This is a genomic window from Flectobacillus sp. BAB-3569 (genome assembly GCF_002270355.1).
Lineage (GTDB): Bacteria > Bacteroidota > Bacteroidia > Cytophagales > Spirosomataceae > Flectobacillus > Flectobacillus roseus.
Genome location: NZ_NJFZ01000020.1, coordinates 75,304 through 93,062, shown reverse-complemented (window position 1 = coordinate 93,062; position 17,759 = coordinate 75,304). Strand labels below are relative to the sequence as shown.

Here is a 17,759-nt window from a genome sequence, read left to right as displayed (position 1 = left end):
TTCAGGAATCTGATTAGTTCCTTCAATGATATTAATTGGCTCTAAAACTGATATTTATTTCTTGATAAAAGCCAATGGTATAGGCTCGCAGGGAACTTCTCCTGTTTCTATCATTTCTTCATATTTATCAACCAGATTCCTCAAAATATCCTTAAGTGTATTCAATTGCTCAGCTCCAATTACCTCCTCGAAGTTTTGATCGATATATTCTGTACATGCTTTCCAGTCCAAGATACATCTAACTCCTAAGTCTGTGAGTTTAACAATCAGAGCACGAGCATCGCTTGGGTCTTTTTCGGTATAGACATAACCTTCATCAGCTAATTCTTTTACAAGCTTGCTCATACCTTGTTTGGTCATTCCTGCTTTCTGGGCAATTTTATTGACACTTGTTCCTTCCACATCAATGTTTACTAGCGCAACAATTTGACCTACCCTAAAATTGGTATATCCTCTATCGTTTAAAAATTTCACCGCCAAGGTGGACATATATCTGTAGGAACGGTTTAATAGACGTCCCATCAAGCGATTTTTATTCGCTTTAAATTCTTTGAGTTTTATTACATCATCTTCTGTCATAACTATTTCAGGGTACTGTTTTGTATTATAACAATACCTCGGTTATTCTGTGTACAAATCATTTTATAACATCTTGTGGGTTTAGAATCTCAAAATTACAAATTGTTACACACAATTGTAGTAGGAGTTTTAAGTATCTTTTACCGAAAAGATGAATAATCCAAGGAAATTTTGGCTGTTTTTTCGTTGAATCTGATACAAAGTTAATAAATGAAAAAATATTTGTCAACTTACTTGACTAATTTAGTAAACTTAGTTTACCTTTGTGTCATCAATTCACACACAAATTGAATTTTTCTCATACATATGCATCTCTTACCATTTGATGACGCAACACAAAAGATAAGTTCGATGGACCATTTGTAGGAATTGATTCTATAAGCATACAGCGACTAGAAGAAATACAATGATTATTTAAGATTATAAAAATTATGGAAAATCAGAGTTCAATGAAAAAGCAATTGCCAAAGTTAATTTTATTAACAGTAGTGGCTGTCGGTGGATTTTTGGGATATAAGGAATATCATTATTCTCAGACGCATGAGGATACTGATAACGCACAAATTGAATCTTACTTTGTGCCAGTACTACCTCGTACTTCGGGTTATGTAAAATCAATTTCAGTAAAAGATTACGATGTAGTTAAAAAAGATCAGTTGTTGATCGAAATTGATTCGGAAGAAGGGAAATTGGCATTAGAGGAACTAAAAGCTGATTTGTTGCAAGCAGAAACAGATGTAGAAAACGCTAAAGCAAATATTCAAAATTTGAAAATGAGCATAGCGGCAATGGAAGCTAACCTAAAAGCTACGGCAATTCGTAGAGACAAAGCAAAGCGTGATGCAGATCGTGACAATGCGTTGGTAGCAGATAATGCAATCACTAAAAAACAAGCAGAAGATTCTCGTTCAAACTACGATGTATTAGTTGCTCAATATAATGCTGCTGTACAAGACATCGCTTCGAACAAATCTAAAATGGGAATTTTGACAGCCGCTTTACACAAAGCTGAAGCTACTTTAGCAGTAAAGAAAGTGAAAATTGCTCAACAGGAGTTGAAGTTGTCTTATGCAAAAGTGTATGCTCCATCTGAAGGTCGTATCGGGAAGAAAACGGTTGAGGCTGGACAGTTTATTCAAGCTGGTCAAACTTTGATGACGGTAGTTCAAGATCAACAATTTTGGGTAGTTGCTAATTTCAAAGAAAACCAAATCGCTCGTTTGAAAGTAGGAGATGAGACCGAATTGACTTTAGATGCGTATCCAAACCGTCCATTAAAAGGAAAAATTATTTCAATTTCAGAATCTACTGGTGCCAAGGCTTCTTTGTTACCTCCTGATAATGCATCTGGTAACTTTGTGAAAGTAACTCAGAGAGTTCCTGTAAAAATTGAAATTGAGGACATTGCTAAAAACAAAGATATTTTACGTGCAGGTCTTTCATTAGAAGTTTCTGTTCCTGTAAAATAATTCGAGATAAAGTTGGGCAATTGGTCATAAGAAGTGGAGGCTTAGATAAGTTTTGTGAGTAATCATGATTTAGGGTTTTGCTTATCTAAAGACAAATTGAGGTGAAGAAATAAGCAAGGGATTGCGCGGTTGTCAATTGTTGAATCTACTTCAGACTCACAATTCATAATTGTAATTCTTCAGCCATTTGATATCAAGTGTAACAATGCCTCGTAAAGCGGATATTGACTACCAATGATAAGGGACTGATTGGAGAAATATCCAACACTTCTTGAATTGCTCAGCTTTAGTTTCGAGACTAAAATAATCATCAACTATGGCGGCTAAAGGATTAGCAAGAGCAATGATTGTGATAACCACCATCTCGGCAGCGGTGATGGAGCTTTTGGATACCACAATCGTTAACGTAGCCCTCAACCAGATGGCTGGTTCACTAGGGGCTACAATCGAAGACGTAGCTTGGGTCGTAACATCTTACGCCATCGCTAACGTAATCATTATCCCAATGACGGGATTTTTAGGAGATTACTTCGGACGAAAAACATATTATTTAGGTTCAATTTTATTGTTTGGTATTTCTTCCTATTTCTGTGGAGCTTCTCATGGACTTTGGGAATTAGTATTTTGGAGATTTATTCAAGGTGTAGGCGGGGGAGCTTTGCTATCAACCTCACAGGCTATCTTATTTGATGCCTTCGAACCTAAAGATAGACCCATAGCCTCAGGTATTTTTGGGATGGGTATTATTCTAGGGCCAACTTTAGGGCCAGCCTTGGGTGGATATATCGTTGAACATTTTACTTGGCAAGATATATTTTTCGTGAATATTCCGATATGTATTGCTGCTACAATTTTGACGATTCTTTACATAGAAAGAAAAGAAGGTGAAGGTCAGAAGAAAGACAAGATTATTATAGATTACCCTGGGATTTTCTTACTTACGCTTGGTATTGGTTCATTGCAATACGTATTAGAAAAGGGAGAATCTGATGACTGGTTCGAATCTAGAACCATTGTAATCCTAAGTTTGTCGGCTGTAGTGGGATTAGTAGGGTTTGTCTGGCGAGAGTTGACCACCGAACACCCCGTTGTTGACCTGAAGATATTTAGATATAAAGTTTTTGGACTTTCTACCATATTTACCTTTGTTGCAGGTCTTGGTTTGTTTACCTCAGTATTTGTATATCCAGTAATGGTACAACGTATCAATGGATTTACGCCACTCGAGACAGGTTTGTCATTGATTGCGCCAACAATGCTTGGTGTAATATTATTTCCAGTCATAGGAAGACGTATGGCGGCAGGCGATTCTCCACTTCCATATATGGCTATTGGTATCCTGATATTTGTATTCTTTGGCTTTTACAGTGGTACAGCTACTCCCGAAATGGGCAAATGGGATTTCTTTCCTATGCAAGTATGTCGTGTGCTAGGGGTTGCCATGTTACAAATGCCATTGATCAACCAAGCTGTAGCAGGTTTGCAACAAAGAGAATATCCTGCGGGTATTGCCCTTACCAATATGATTAGACAACTGGGAGGTGCTTTTGGTATTGCGTTGGCCAACAACTATGTAACGAATGCAGCAGCGCAACACCGTTCGGACTTGATGGCGAATATGGCCATGGATAATCCTTTGTTTGTACAGCGCCTCAACGGTAGTATTGCCAATTTTGCCTCTAAAACAGGTGATTATTTTGGCGCAACAAAGATGGCGTATGCCCAACTTGAAGGTTTAGTTGCTAAACAGGCTTATTACCTTGCTTACTTAGATACTTACAGAGTAGTTTCTTTGTTTTTCATCGCGATTTTTCCTTTACTCTTATTATTGAGAACGAAAAAGAAAACCAAAGAAGAAATCGCAGCCGCAGCAAAAGCAGCAGCAGATAGTCATTAAGTCATCGTGCAGAATGATATGTAGGTTATGTGTTTAGGCACTAGGCAACAGGCATAAGGCAAAGAGTGTTTAAATGTCATTTAGTAGCGTTAGATAAAATTTGTTGAATGCCAAGAGCCGAAAGCCGAAAGCTCAAAAATTACATCTTATTTTGCCCACTAACTTAAGTCGTCATGCAAAATAAAATTTAAGTGATGGTGAGAACAGAGTGTTGATAATTAAAATTTTACATTCACAATTCACCACTCATAATTCAGCACTAATACTTAACAGGTATAAGGTCACGGGGAATAGACATCGGTTGACAAAATTGCAAAGGATGTCTTATGACCCAATTCCTCAACCTCTATTTTAACAGACATAATTATAAAGAAGATAATGAAAAAATTAACAGTTTTCGGACTTATCCTTTGTGCACAGATGAGCTTTGCACAAGATAAAAATACGGACGCTTTGGGTCGGTTGGTGAAGGCTGCTATTGATTATTCTCCAAGAATTAAGGAACAGCAACAGTTGGTTTCGATTGGAGATTACAAAACAAAAATTCAAGAAGCAGCATTAAAACCACAAGTTCAATCAGAATTAAGCGTAACTCGTATTGACCCTGTTGCCAAGGCAAGTTTTGCCGCTGGTTCTACTTCGACAGAGTTGAGTTTTCAGCCAAACATGAACTACAATGCCAATGTTGGCGCCAATTATACCATTGCTGACTGGGGTAAGCAAGCTTTAGCGATTGAAAGAGCAAAATTAGAAACAAACCTCTCTAAAAATAATGTAGAGGGGTTGAAACAAAATTATGCTTACCAAGTAGCGAATTTGTACTACGGTATTGTGTATTTGCAAAAAGCCATCGAGGTACAAAAAGAACAATTGAAATTGGTTGCCAATAACGAAAAACTAATCTCAGATCGTTTGAAACAAGGTGATGCGTTGGATTATGATAGAGTTTCGATCCAAGTACGTTATAAAAATGCCGAAACTAGATTAACAGATTTACAGGGCCAATTAGATCGCCAGTTGATTTATTTGAGTTCCTTGATTGGTGCAGATGCAAGAACTATGGTTCCTACTGATGCAGATTTTTCAGCAACTTGGGCAGATTTGACTGTTTCAGCAGCATTTGAGCAAGCTCAAACCAATAACGTTGATTTGAAAAATATCAAAGATAAAGATTTGATAGCGGATAAGGATGTTAAAATAGCGCAATTGAGCATGGCTCCAACCGTCTCTGCAGTGGGTCAACTAGGCATTAAAAACGGATATTTGCCACGCATCAATGGGGAAGTGCCTCCAGTAGATAAAGATTTTAAATTTAACACAGTCTTAGGTTTAAAAATGACTATCCCAATTTATGCAGGTGGACGTGGAGCGTACTCAACCGAAATGGCGAAATTGAGCAAAGAAATGTTGAAATATTCTTCAGAAGCTACCAATCAAGCTTTGAAACGAGATTTGGACGCTGCGGAGAACGACTACACAATTGCCAAAAACAAACTTGACCTTTCAGAGAAAAACGTATTCCAAGCACAGTATGCATTGAAATTAGCTGAAAGTCGTTACAAAAATGGCGTTATTACCAATGTTGAAATTGAGGCTGCACAAACTGCTTTGCGTGAAGCTCAATTGACACAGTTACAATATCAATACATGATGACACAGGCAAAACTTGAAGTGAGCCGTTTGTCAGGTTTAAAATTTTGGTAGAAAAACAATCTCTGTTGTTAACTCCAATACTGCTTTTGCGGGATTGGAGTTTTTTTGTTTTAAGAGTTTCTCCAAATTCTAGTAGCTGATAGCCGATAGCCAAATAATACTTACCTTTGCTTAAATCAATTTTTCATCAACACATTCCCACATGAAAAAAATCTGGACGCTTCTGGCGGGTCTTTTATTACAAGGTGCTGTTTTAGCACAATCTTCTGATTCACTCATTGTCATCAAAGCAGGACGAATGTTTGATAGTGAAAAAGGTGTTTTTCTCGAAAATCAGACTATCCTTATCAAAGGTAATATCATTCAATCGGTAGGAGCAAATCTCAAATATCCTGCACAAGCCAAATTGATTGACTTATCCAAAGCAACAGTATTGCCTGGGTTTATAGATTGCCATACACATATTACCTCACAACCTGATAACTATATGGAGGATTTGTTTCGAAAATCACCAATAGATTATGCGGTTGAGGCTCATATTTTTGCCAGAAAGACCTTAGAGGCAGGCTTTACCACTTGTCGAGATGTAGGTGCACCTGAATTAATAGATGTGGCATTGAAGCGTTCTATTAATGCAGGGCATATTGCTGGTCCTAGACTTTTTGTTTCAGGCCCAATCATTGGGGCTACCGGTGGACATGCAGATATCAGCGGTTTTTCACCTTATCTCTCATTCAAGGCCATTTCTGGGGTTGCAGACGGCATAGATGAGATTCGTAAACAAGTACGATATAATATTAAATATGGTGCTGATTTAATCAAATTTACGGCTACAGCTGGAGTTTTATCAGAGGAAGAGTCGGTGGGTGCGCCACAATACTCGCAAGAAGAGATGAATGCACTAGTGGCCGAGGCAGCGATGTGGGACAAAAAAGTAGCCGCACACGCACACGGAACTACGGGTATCAAAATGGCGATTAAAGCTGGTGTGGCTTCTATCGAACATGGAAGCTTCTTGGATGAGGAGGCTATTGAGTTGATGAAACAAAAAGGTACTTATTTGGTGGCTGATATTTACAATGATGATTATATTCTTTCGGAATTTGCCAAATTAGGCTATCCAGAGAAACTTATTGAAAAAGAAAGAACAGTTGGCAAAACCCAGAGAGAAAGTTTCCAAAAGGCAGCCAAGGCTGGTGTAAAAATTGCTTACGGAACCGATGCAGGGGTATATCCACATGGTAATAACGGAAAACAGTTCTTTTACATGGTAAAATTTGGTTTATCACCTGCACAGGCTATCCAAGCTGCTACAATCAATGCAGCAGACTTGATAGGAGTGAAGGGTAAACTTGGTTCGATTACTCAAGGAAAATGGGCCGATATTGTTGCTGTAGAAGGAAATCCAGAACAAGATATTACAGTTCTAGAAAAGAAAATAAAATTTGTAATGAAGGAAGGGAAAGTATATCTACAAAAATAGTTTAGATAACGGCGCTTAATTTGTTATATATTAGCTATTTAAAAATAAAATGTGTTGTTCTGAGATAAAATTTATCAAAAGAGCAACACATTTTTGATTATATAAGAGTCCTTGTTGTCTTTAATTGGAGAATGGTGTGAAATTTTATATTTTACATAAGAATAATTCTATCTTTAATCCCCAATTAACTATAACAACCATGAAACAACTGCAAACAGCAGATTATTTAGTATTTTTTGTATATTTTATTGTAGTAATTAGCTACGGTATTTGGGTTTTTAAAAAAAACAAGGTACTTCTTCCAAAACCAAAGATTTTTTTCTTGCTGAAGGCTCTTTAACTTGGTGGGCCATAGGTGCTTCACTAATTGCATCAAACATCTCCGCAGAACATTTTATTGGTATGTCTGGTTCTGGTTTTGCCATTGGACTAGCAATTTCTTCTTACGAATGGATGTCAGCCGCAACTTTAATCTTGGTGGCCATATTTTTTATTCCAGTTTATCTGAAAAATAAAATTTATACCATGCCCCAATTTCTTTCCACAAGGTATAATGACACTGTTGCTACGATAATGGCTGTTTTCTGGTTGTTGCTCTATGTTTTTGTCAATTTAACATCGATTTTGTACTTAGGTGCTCTTGCCGTAGAAACCATCTCTGGGATTCCCTTTTATTATTGCATGTTTGGGCTAGCTGTGTTTGCGGTGTTCATTACCCTTGGAGGCATGAAAGTGATTGGCTATACTGATGTAATTCAAGTAGTTGTACTAGTACTTGGAGGTTTAGCAACCACCTATTTGGCCTTAAATATGGTATCAGATAAATTTAATGGAAATGGTGTCGTCGATGCTCTCGGTATTTTGCGTCAACAGGCTGATAGCCATTTTCACATGATTTTCTCGAAAGGAGACCCACACTATTATGAATTGCCGGGACTATCTATCTTGATTGGTGGTATGTGGATTAATAATTTCAATTATTGGGGTTGTAATCAGTATATTATACAACGTACTTTGGGGGCTGATCTCAATACTGCCCGTGGAGGGATAATTTTGCGGCATTTATGAAGTTATTAATGCCACTCATTGTCGTGATTCCAGGGATTGCTGCGTATGTTTTGTTCCAAAATGGTGAATTTCAGCAAGAAATGCTTGATGTGAGTGGACAAGTAAAACCAGATCACGCATATCCAACCTTGATGAATCTTCTACCTGCTGGAATGAAGGGTTTAGCCTTTGCGGCATTAACAGCAGCCATCGTAGCCTCCTTGGCAGGAAAATGTAATAGTATAGCTACCATTTTCAGTTTAGATATTTATAAAAAGTTCTATAATAAGGATGCTTCAGAAGACAGAACCGTGAAAGTAGGACGTTTAGCCGTAATTGTTTCTTTCATTATTGCACTTTGTATTACTCCACAACTCCGTAAGTTAGAGCAAGCTTATCAGTTTATTCAGGAATACTCCAACTACATCACCCCGGGGGCTTTCGCACTGTTTTTCTTGGGTTTATTCTGGAAAAGAACTACATCAAAAGCAGCTATTGTTGCTGCATTTTTAGCATTACCTTTATCCTTGGCTTTCAAGTCTATTCCTGCTTTGGCAGAGATGTTCTTCGGTATGACCGTTGAACCAATGCCATTCCTAGATAGAACTCTCTGGGTATTTCTACTCTTGGTGGCTTTAATGATTATCGTAACTTTGACTGACCCTAACAGTAAAAATAACCCTCAAGGGTTAGAGATTGAATCCAAAATGTTCAGAGTAAGTCAGTCATTTGTGGTTTCTTCGATATTAATTTCTGGAATACTTGTGGCTCTATATACTGCCTTTTGGTAGTATTGAATGGGTGTAAATAAAGAAAAAGTAGTAGTTTATGCCGAAAAATGGTTCAAAAAGGTTCAGAATATTAAATTCTGAACCTTTTTGAACCATTTTTTTAATCATCGAACACTTTGAAAATGTAAATTTGTTTCAACAATAGAGAAAACAAAACTCACTTTTCAATAGAATATTAGAATTGAAAAGTCTTGTTTGAATAATCATTCGATTGTAGTTTTTTATAAATTAGTAATAAATACTTAGAGTTGTTCAGCTTCTAGCTGATAGACCAAAGTTTAAAGATAAATATAAAGTAAGGATGTAAAGTTTAAAGTTTGAAGATCATGTTATCTTCAAACTTTTTTGTTTTATTCACTTTTGTCAATAAATCGGATAATCTCACCAATAATTTTGAACAACCACAAATATTTTTAACTTTTGTGGTATATTTAAGTTATAATGCATCCTCGAAGGTTTTCAAAAGCTATTTACTCTACTTAGAATAGCAGTTGCATCGCCTGAACCTTACTTTTAAACCATTTCAACTCACATGGGTCATCTATTCGAAACATTTGTTTTTGGATTAGGATTGTTTTCATTTTTAATCGGATGCCTCTTAGGATATTGGGTATTAACCAAGTTTACACACCAAGGAAAAAATATACTAGGGGCAATTTTCTTTATTTGGTCAATCAATGGATTAGCCAATACCATTCTCTATGGGCCATTGCCAACTGAATTTCAAGCGGTAATTTTCAGAGTAGCAATGCCAGTATATTTCATTTTGCCTGCATTAACCTATTTCTATGTACGTCAAATCAACGATCCTTCCTTAAAAATAAAACCTGTGGATTTAGCCCACGGGATACCAGTAGTGCTTGTATTCCTTGAATTGATACCTTATTATATCCTTCCTTTCCAAGAAAAGGTGAATATATTGGAGTCGATCAAAGAAAACCCTGCCAATTTGTTTGTTGGGCATGAAGGTTTTATAGGAAATGATATCAGAGATTTTCTGCTAGGATTGTTATTTATGGTATACGGATTGCTTATTTGGCGTATAATTGCCCAAAGATTTAAGCAAAACCCCAATACTCCTTTGGGACATTTCAAATGGAGTATATTTGTTGCAGTAATGGTGACTGGGCTATTCATCCTTAAAATAGCTTATTTTGGTGTCATAGTAAATAATTTAGGTATATCCGCATTCAAAGGAATTTTTACGCAGGTAATAATTATTCAAAGCGTGTTTTTTTATACCCTTTGTGGTTTTCTTTGGGTAAATCGTGGTGAAATAGGAAAAATGTGGTCAGTTTATGAAGAAGTTTTTGACTTTTCAGTAAACGATAGTGAGCCGCTTGTTCTTGAAACAATCGAAATAGAACCAGAAATTATTAAAAACTTTGAAAACTATATCCATCTCCAAAAGCCATATTTAAGAGCAAAGTATTCATTGAATGATATTGCCTATGAAACGAATTTACCTGCCTATCAGATATCTAGTATGATGCGTGTTCATTATGGTATGAATTTCAGTGATTATATCAATTCATTGAGGGTTGAAGAAGTAAAGCGTCGTTTGAGTGATGATGAATACCAGAATTACAGTATAGAAGGTATTTCGAAGGACTGTGGATTTAATGCGAAGAGTACTTTTTTTACCGTATTTAAAAAACATACTGGATTAACACCCTCCGAGTTTCAAAAGAATATCAAAGTGGCCATCTCCAACGAGTAAACGTTACTCGAAAATTTTATACAAGGGTCAGGACGTTGTAGTGCTACAATGTCCTGACCTTTATTTATATTCAAGGTTTGCGGATATATGTCTACTGAGCTACTTATTTGTACCTTTCTTCTTTTCTTTGAAAAAGCTTTAGGAACAGTACAACCCAAGGCAAGATAAAGGGCATTTTATTCTTCTCCATTTTTGTAAAAAACACTTCAAGCATTGCTAAAACTTTTTTATAATGAACGCTAAAAAAATATTACTCGGAATACTGCTTACAAGTAGCATATCAGGTTTTGCACAGCAAAATCCATATATCAGTGTGTCGAAGGATGGAAAAAAGGTTGAGCTAACCCAAGCAGGGGTTTCGTTCTTGGCGCAGTTACCTTTGCATTGTATCGAAACAGAATTTCCTAATAAACCCAACCACACCATTGAAACAGCCGAGGAAGTGGCTTTAAGTCCCAAACAATTGCACCCGTCATTCTATGGTTGTTTGGACTGGCATTCGTCTGTACATGGACATTGGATGTTGGTAAAAATTCTAAAATCGTATCCAGATTTGCCAGAAACAGCCCAAATTATCAAAGTGTTGGAACACAGTTTTCTTCCAGAAAATTTGCAAACCGAAGCCGATTATTTTTCCAAATATAAACTAGCAAAGGGCTTTGAAAGAACCTATGGCTGGGCTTGGTTGCTGAAACTGGATGAGGAATTATTGGCTTGGGACAGTCCATTGGCGAAAAAATGGCATAAAAATTTACAGCCGTTGACGCAAATAATTGTTCAACGTTGGAAAGACTATTTACCGAAGCAAACTTATCCCAATCGTACGGGTGTGCATCCCAACACGGCTTTTGGGATGGTGTTCGCTTTGGATTGGGCACGTGCTACGAAAAATACGGCGTTTGAAAGCTTATTAGTACAACGCAGTAAGGATTATTATTTGAAAAATAAGGCAGTAGCTGCCATTCTAGAACCAGATGGAACAGATTTCCTATCTCCAAGTTTAGAAATTGCCGATTTGATGCGCAGAGTGTTACCTAATAAAGAGTTTGGAGTTTGGTTTAACCAATTTTACACGCCTGAAGGTTTGAAAAATGTGTTACAATTGCCTATCGTGAGTGACCGTTCGGATTACTCAATCGTACATTTGGATGGTTTGTCATTGAGTAAAGCATGGTGTTTGCAAGGTATTGCCAAACAGCTTCCTACTTCCGATCCACGCAAAAAACAATTTCTAGAAACGGCTGTTATGTTCTTACAAAAGACCTTACCCAATATAGCCAACGGTAATTACGGTGGTGATCACTGGCTTGGTTCATTTGCTATGTATGCTTTGAATCAGTAAGATTAAAGGATTTTATATAGAAATTCTAATACGTTACTGTAGGTAAATTTTACAGATTGCTGTCTTTATTGAACTAGGTAGGGCTGTTGTATTCTACCTCTACCTAATTTAGTAAACGATTTTGCCCGTTTTTCTCAAAACATTGTATTCAATGAATCTTAAATTGAAAAAAGTATTTTGCCAAATAAGGAATGTGCTTTCAGGAATAATACTCTTGTCCTGTCTACCAGTAATGACTGAAGCCCAAGTATTGTCAGATACCACTATAACGATAAAAGTACTCGGCGGTTTGCAGTTTGATACGCCAAGATTGATACTAAAACCCAATACTCGTGTTACGCTGATACTGGACAATCATGATGATATGGCACATAATTTTGTATTGACCAAACCAAGTTCTCGATTAAAAGTGGTTGAAGAAGCCGCCAAGTTAGCAGAACGTGGTGCAAAAATGAATTATGTTCCAACTTCGCCATTGGTGATAGCCAGTACAAAAATTGTAGAGCCAGGTAACATGGAAACTATTTCGTTTGTGCTTGATAAAGCAGGTCAATATCCTTATGTATGTACTTACCCGGGACATGGCTACGTGATGTTTGGTGTTATTTATGTAGGACAATCTTATATTCCACCATTCGAAAAAGATACCAATATCCCTGAAACTCAACGCGTAGGTACACGTAATGAACACGCCCATCATGGACATGGAATGCCTAGTTCTCCACATCCATATCCGATTGAATTTCCAATGCTCTATCGTACGTTTATGCCAGAAGCTAGTCCAGCGGCAATTGCTGTTGGTCTGACTCCTACAGAGTCCTATTGTTGGGATGCTGGTAAATGTTACTTGCGTTACATCTGGACAGGCGGATTCGTAGATAACGCCGAACAATGGAAAGGAAATGGAAGCAAGCTGACAAAAGTTGAGGGTGAAATTTATTGGAAAGAACAACAATTTCCTTTTACAATTGGTATCAATAAAACCCAACCCAAGGTAGACTTTAAAGGATATAAATTGTTAAAGCGAGTACCAACCTTCGAATATACCCTAGACGGGATAAAAGTTAGTGAAACCTTGACTTGGAATGAGACTGCTCAATCTCTCATCAGAACGTTTGTAATTGGAGAGCGCAGTTCAACCATGAACTTTACTCTACCCAAGAATGATGCAATTACATATCAATTAAAAGGAGTAACGCTTAAAAATGGGGTCATTGCAGTTCCGAAGACTATAAAATCCTTTAGTGTTATCATTAAAAGAAAATAAAAACCTATTTCATGAAAAGGAAAGATTTGAAGCATAAGCTATGGAAATCATTTGGAGTAGGCTTATTAGTTAGCTTACTAGGCTCTGCTGTGCAGGCGCAAAACACATCAATGCCTAAAGATTCTGCTGCGATGTATTATGAGGTTGAAGACATCCCGCTCCCAGATGGTTTGATTGCTGAAACAGGCTCTATTGGCTTTTTGCCAGATGGACGTTTTGTCGCGGGTTTCCACCGTGGGGAAATTATGATTTACAATCCCAAAACTCGTACATGGAAACGCTTTGCAGAGGGCTTACACGACCCTTTAGGTTTGATGGTGGTGAGCAATAATGAAATTTTGGTCATGCAAAGACCAGAATTAACGAGAATAAAAGATACTGATGGAGATGGCGAGGCAGACCTCTACCAGAAAGTTACCGATGATTTTGGCTTGTCAGGCAATTACCATGAGTTTGCTTTTGGTCCTGTCAAAGATAAACAAGGTAATTTGTTTATAGCGCTTAATCTAGCTTCCAATGGCGCAGGTATCCGTCCCGAGATTCGAGGTACTTACGATTCTTTGTCAAGACCAGGTCGTATGTATGCCTGTGTGGACTATCGTGGTTGGATTATGCGATTGGATAAGCAGGGCAAATTGCATCCTTATGCAGTAGGTTTCCGTTCGCCAAACGGACTTGGATTTGATGCACAAGGTAGATTGCTGGTATCCGATAATCAAGGAGATTGGTTAGGTACAAGCAAGCTATTTCATGTTGAAGAAGGCAAGTTTTATGGACATCCTGCTGGTCTTATTTGGAAGAAGGACTTTCCAAGAGTAGTGCCTATTTCGCTTCCTGTAGCGCAGTTGGATAGTATGCGTACTAAAGAAATAGTACAATTTCCACATGGTTATTTTGCTAACTCACCTACACAACCAGTATTAGATAATACCAATGGAAAGTTTGGTCAATTTGGAGGTCAAATGTTGATTGGAGATATGGATCATAAGTACATGATTCGCCTTTTACTTGAAGAAGTGAATGGTAAAATGCAAGGAGCATGTATACCATTAAATGTTGGTTCGAAGATGCGAATTGGTAACAACCGTTTAGCATTTGCCCCAGATGGTGCTTTGTGGGTAGGTCAAAACGACCACGGTTGGGTAGGAGCTAGGGGTATACAAAGGATTAAATGGAAGGGCGAAAAACACCTAGATCTCATGGCAATGAACCTGACCAAGGATGGTTTTGATTTGACTTTCTCGATGCCACTCGATGCCGAAAGTGCACAAAATGTAGCCAATTTTAAGTTTAAACGCTTTTATTATGAATATCATCAAGCCTATGGTTCAAAGCAATTTGACGTAAAAGAGATAGGGGTAAAGAGTATTTCTCTCTCCGATGATAAAACAAAAGTGCATGTGGTATTAGATGAGATGAAAGCAGGATATGTCTACGAAATGCGTCTAGGAGAAATAATTAATGCCAATAAGTCTAAAAGAGTATTGAATAATTTGGTTTGTTACTCTCTCAACCAACTTAAATAAAAAAATCAACATAAAATATTCTCTATAAATGTTTTATTAATCTTTTATAAGGTTTAAGTTGTTAATCTTCAATCAATTAAGGATTGATAGGTAAAGTTGGATTCTAAACGTGAAGCTCGTGAAACTGACCAAGAAATTTGTACACCAAATTTAGTCAGCTTCACGAGCTTCATTTTTGTTTATTTCAAAGAATAAAAAATGCGTTTATTGATGATTTTTTGCTGTCTACATTTTTCAATCATTCGCTAGTGTTATTATAAAGAAATCAGATTGCATTCAGCCTGAAGGTTGGGTAGTGGTCGTCTAGAAGTGTTTATCTTGGTGTCTGCATTTTATTTCTCAAGCCCTAAACCTGAATATATTTTTGGTTGAGAGCTCATTGATCAAGCGTAATATTTTTGACTAATTATTTTAAGACTGTGCTCCCGCCATACTAATTTTATGTCCTTAGTGCTTATACTTTACAAGTGAAAGATTTGAATATTTTTTATCTGAAACATGTCTATACAATCGGCTAATTCTTTTAGCAAAGCACTAATTGAAGCATTTTATCCCATTTTTAGGAAGTTTCATCCCATTCATTCACTCAGTAAAAGAGGATTGTCTAAGTTTGAAGAAAAAACGGCTAAACCATGAATCCTATCCAGAAAAAATTACGCATTACTGAGTGGTCATTGGCACTACTATTTACTGTACTATACAATGTTGTACACCTTACGAGGGTCATAAAATATTTTGATAATGAAATTGGTAAAGTACAAAACTACGAATACATACTGATGGATTATACATCCTTCTGGGACGCTGTTCGAGAGTATGATACCATTAAGTATATAAACTTACCAACGATTATTGCGGCGGTACTATTTTTTGGAGCTTGGACGTTGTTGCACTTTTTTACCGTTCCTAAAATTGTGAAAAAAGAGTTTAATACAACGGTCATTTTAATGTTGGCAGGCGTATTGTTACTTACGTTTCTCAGTGTTTGGTCATACCATTTTTTTAAACTTAACTGGAGAATTGAGAAAGAAGAACTCAATCAGGTATCAGGTTTTGCGACTGAATCTATTTATCGGAAATGGTTTGTCTTCAATAGTTTTCTCAATGCCTGTTTTGTTTTGCTTGCCTACGAGCTTGGAATGCTGTTGGTCTATCATTTGGAAAAGAAAGCCATTGAAAAAACCGACCAAGCCAACGTTGGTGCCTATGTATGTGTGGCGGCCATTTGGGTGTTAACAGGGATATTTTGGGTATCGGTTGGTTCTATTGGCAATGTAGTGATTCATCCTCCACAACCAGCATACTGGGCTTCCATTGCTTTTGGAGCTATCTTGTTTCACGGGTTGGCGTACTATGGGCTGTTTCCTTTTGTGCTGATTCCACAATCAATTAAGACTGCCAAGGGAGTTTTGGTGTTCATTTTTGGAGGATTTGCTTATGTGGTGTTTTGCGTGGTATCTTATGCAGTTATTTATAAACATATTCCTCGTGATATCTTTGATTTGGAAGCCATATTTACCTTGGCTGCTGGAATAGGGTATATTTCCGCGATGATTCGTTCATATATTGATTATACCCGAACGACACTTACCAACCAGATTGTCCATAAATCCACGGAGTTGGCTTCTTTGAAAGCACAGGTCAATCCGCACTTTTTGTTCAATGCTTTGAATACCTTATATGCTGTGGCTTTACGAGAAAAGGCAGAGGATACTTCGACAGGAATTCAAAAACTAGGTGACATGATGCGTTTTATGTTGCATGACAACAACCAAGATAAGATTTCATTAGTCAAAGAAATAGAATATCTCGAAAACTACATTAGTTTACAGAAACTTCGCCTAGATCAAAACTTTTCGATTGATATAAAAGTGATTATTCAGCCTCAAGAAAAAGAAATTTGGATAGCACCTATGTTGATTAATCCTCTAGTTGAAAATGCTTTTAAGCATGGAGTAAGTCTGAGAAATCCCTCGTGGATATATATTACGATTACTTTTGATGATACCTATTTGTATTGCAAGGTTCATAATTCGATGCATGTTCGACAAGGTTTGGATACTGAAAAAGCTTCAGGTATTGGGCTGGATAATTTGAAAAAACGCCTACAAATGATTTATCCTAATCGCCATAGGTTAGATATTCAGTCGAATTCGCATGAATATTTCGTTTCTTTGCAAATCAATTATTTACCATTTCAAACCCAATAAGCATGAATCAAGCTATCCAAGCTATCGCCATCGACGACGAACCCAAAGCCCTAGAGGTAATTCAAATTCATGCAGAAAAAGTGCCGTTTTTAGAACTAAAAGCGATGTTTACCAATGCATTTGAAGCCTTAGATTATTTGCGGACCAATCAGGTGGACTTGATTTTTTTGGATATACGCATGCCCGATATCACGGGCTTGGAACTGCTTTCTAGTTTAACCTCTAAACCTTTTGTGGTGTTTACCACTGCCTATTCCGAGTATGCCGTTCAGGGCTTTGAAGTGGATGCCTTGGACTATCTTTTGAAGCCCTTTTCTTTTCCTCGATTTTTGAAAGCCTGTAACAAAGCAAGCGAAGTCATTCAGAAATCTGCTAAATCTGTACCTGAGTCCATTTTTTTAAAGACGGGTTATCAGGAAGAAAAGGTTTTTCTGGACGAAATCCATTATATCGAAGCCGAAGGAAATTATCTCAATGTGATTTTGACAGAAAGAAGAGTAGTCGTTAGAATGACCCTCAACGAAATGTCTGAGTTATTACCTACAAACCTATTCCTACGTATACATCGTTCGTATTTGATTGCGCTCGATAAGATAGAAAAAATCGCCAAAAATGCTGTAGAAATCAAATCCAAAGAAATTGCCATTGGTGCCAGTTACGAGGAGGCTTGGGCTGAAGCCAAGGCTAAATTGAGATAATTTTCTCTATTTGATGGTCAATTGTAAGCATCTGAATTTCAAATTCAATGAAGGGAACCTTTTTGCCCAAATTTTAA

At 37.2% G+C, this 17,759-nt stretch carries 11 protein-coding genes and 1 pseudogene; 11 read left to right on the top strand and 1 reads right to left on the bottom strand.

Going from position 1 to position 17,759, the window contains the following annotated elements:
- Nucleotides 1-54: 54 nt before the first annotated feature.
- Nucleotides 55-579 (bottom strand): MarR family winged helix-turn-helix transcriptional regulator, encoded by a 525-nt coding sequence (locus BWI92_RS18445; protein ID WP_095165438.1) that lies wholly within the window; start codon nucleotides 577-579, stop codon nucleotides 55-57.
- 449 nt (nucleotides 580-1,028) lie between these two features.
- Here BWI92_RS18445 and BWI92_RS18440 point away from each other — a divergent pair, with 449 nt between their 5' ends.
- From BWI92_RS18440 to BWI92_RS18390, 11 genes and pseudogenes are all read left to right on the top strand, one after another.
- Nucleotides 1,029-2,048, top strand: coding sequence for an HlyD family secretion protein (locus tag BWI92_RS18440; RefSeq protein WP_229242037.1), 1,020 nt, complete (start codon nucleotides 1,029-1,031; stop codon nucleotides 2,046-2,048).
- Nucleotides 2,049-2,364: 316 nt separating this feature from the next.
- Nucleotides 2,365-3,945, top strand: coding sequence for a DHA2 family efflux MFS transporter permease subunit (locus tag BWI92_RS18435; RefSeq protein ID WP_095165433.1), 1,581 nt, complete (start codon nucleotides 2,365-2,367; stop codon nucleotides 3,943-3,945).
- Nucleotides 3,946-4,323: 378 nt separating this feature from the next.
- A complete protein-coding gene (locus BWI92_RS18430) occupies nucleotides 4,324-5,649 on the top strand; it encodes a TolC family protein (RefSeq protein WP_095165430.1) in 1,326 nt (441 codons plus the stop codon).
- A gap of 151 nt (nucleotides 5,650-5,800) precedes the next feature.
- Entirely contained in the window at nucleotides 5,801-7,081 is a 1,281-nt protein-coding gene (locus BWI92_RS18425) for an amidohydrolase family protein (RefSeq protein WP_095165428.1), read from the top strand.
- A 199-nt stretch (nucleotides 7,082-7,280) separates the two neighbouring features.
- Nucleotides 7,281-8,919: pseudogene (locus tag BWI92_RS18420) on the top strand (sodium/sugar symporter).
- A gap of 532 nt (nucleotides 8,920-9,451) precedes the next feature.
- A complete protein-coding gene (locus tag BWI92_RS18415) occupies nucleotides 9,452-10,639 on the top strand; it encodes an AraC family transcriptional regulator (protein WP_095165426.1) in 1,188 nt (395 codons plus the stop codon).
- Nucleotides 10,640-10,871: 232 nt separating this feature from the next.
- Nucleotides 10,872-11,981: a DUF2891 domain-containing protein gene (locus BWI92_RS18410; RefSeq protein ID WP_095165424.1), complete on the top strand. Its 1,110-nt coding sequence runs from the start codon at nucleotides 10,872-10,874 to the stop codon at nucleotides 11,979-11,981.
- A 232-nt stretch (nucleotides 11,982-12,213) separates the two neighbouring features.
- Nucleotides 12,214-13,248, top strand: coding sequence for a plastocyanin/azurin family copper-binding protein (locus tag BWI92_RS18405; protein WP_176464476.1), 1,035 nt, complete (start codon nucleotides 12,214-12,216; stop codon nucleotides 13,246-13,248).
- An 11-nt stretch (nucleotides 13,249-13,259) separates the two neighbouring features.
- The gene (locus BWI92_RS18400) at nucleotides 13,260-14,774 is read left to right on the top strand and encodes a PQQ-dependent sugar dehydrogenase (RefSeq protein ID WP_141234835.1); all 1,515 of its coding nucleotides are present in this window, start codon (nucleotides 13,260-13,262) and stop codon (nucleotides 14,772-14,774) included.
- A gap of 632 nt (nucleotides 14,775-15,406) precedes the next feature.
- Nucleotides 15,407-16,984: a sensor histidine kinase gene (locus tag BWI92_RS18395; protein WP_229363305.1), complete on the top strand. Its 1,578-nt coding sequence runs from the start codon at nucleotides 15,407-15,409 to the stop codon at nucleotides 16,982-16,984.
- A gap of 2 nt (nucleotides 16,985-16,986) precedes the next feature.
- Entirely contained in the window at nucleotides 16,987-17,682 is a 696-nt protein-coding gene (locus BWI92_RS18390; RefSeq protein ID WP_095165420.1) for a LytTR family DNA-binding domain-containing protein, read from the top strand.
- Nucleotides 17,683-17,759 lie beyond the last annotated feature (77 nt).

What these genes read in the sequence shown, in the direction of transcription:
- BWI92_RS18445 (WP_095165438.1), bottom strand. Translation starts at nt 579, where the DNA reads ATGACAGAAGATGATGTAATAAAACTCAAAGAATTTAAAGCGAATAAA.
- BWI92_RS18440 (WP_229242037.1), top strand. Translation starts at nt 1,029, where the DNA reads ATGAAAAAGCAATTGCCAAAGTTAATTTTATTAACAGTAGTGGCTGTC.
- BWI92_RS18435 (WP_095165433.1), top strand. Translation starts at nt 2,365, where the DNA reads ATGGCGGCTAAAGGATTAGCAAGAGCAATGATTGTGATAACCACCATC.
- BWI92_RS18430 (WP_095165430.1), top strand. Translation starts at nt 4,324, where the DNA reads ATGAAAAAATTAACAGTTTTCGGACTTATCCTTTGTGCACAGATGAGC.
- BWI92_RS18425 (WP_095165428.1), top strand. Translation starts at nt 5,801, where the DNA reads ATGAAAAAAATCTGGACGCTTCTGGCGGGTCTTTTATTACAAGGTGCT.
- BWI92_RS18415 (WP_095165426.1), top strand. Translation starts at nt 9,452, where the DNA reads ATGGGTCATCTATTCGAAACATTTGTTTTTGGATTAGGATTGTTTTCA.
- BWI92_RS18410 (WP_095165424.1), top strand. Translation starts at nt 10,872, where the DNA reads ATGAACGCTAAAAAAATATTACTCGGAATACTGCTTACAAGTAGCATA.
- BWI92_RS18405 (WP_176464476.1), top strand. Translation starts at nt 12,214, where the DNA reads ATGACTGAAGCCCAAGTATTGTCAGATACCACTATAACGATAAAAGTA.
- BWI92_RS18400 (WP_141234835.1), top strand. Translation starts at nt 13,260, where the DNA reads ATGAAAAGGAAAGATTTGAAGCATAAGCTATGGAAATCATTTGGAGTA.
- BWI92_RS18395 (WP_229363305.1), top strand. Translation starts at nt 15,407, where the DNA reads ATGAATCCTATCCAGAAAAAATTACGCATTACTGAGTGGTCATTGGCA.
- BWI92_RS18390 (WP_095165420.1), top strand. Translation starts at nt 16,987, where the DNA reads ATGAATCAAGCTATCCAAGCTATCGCCATCGACGACGAACCCAAAGCC.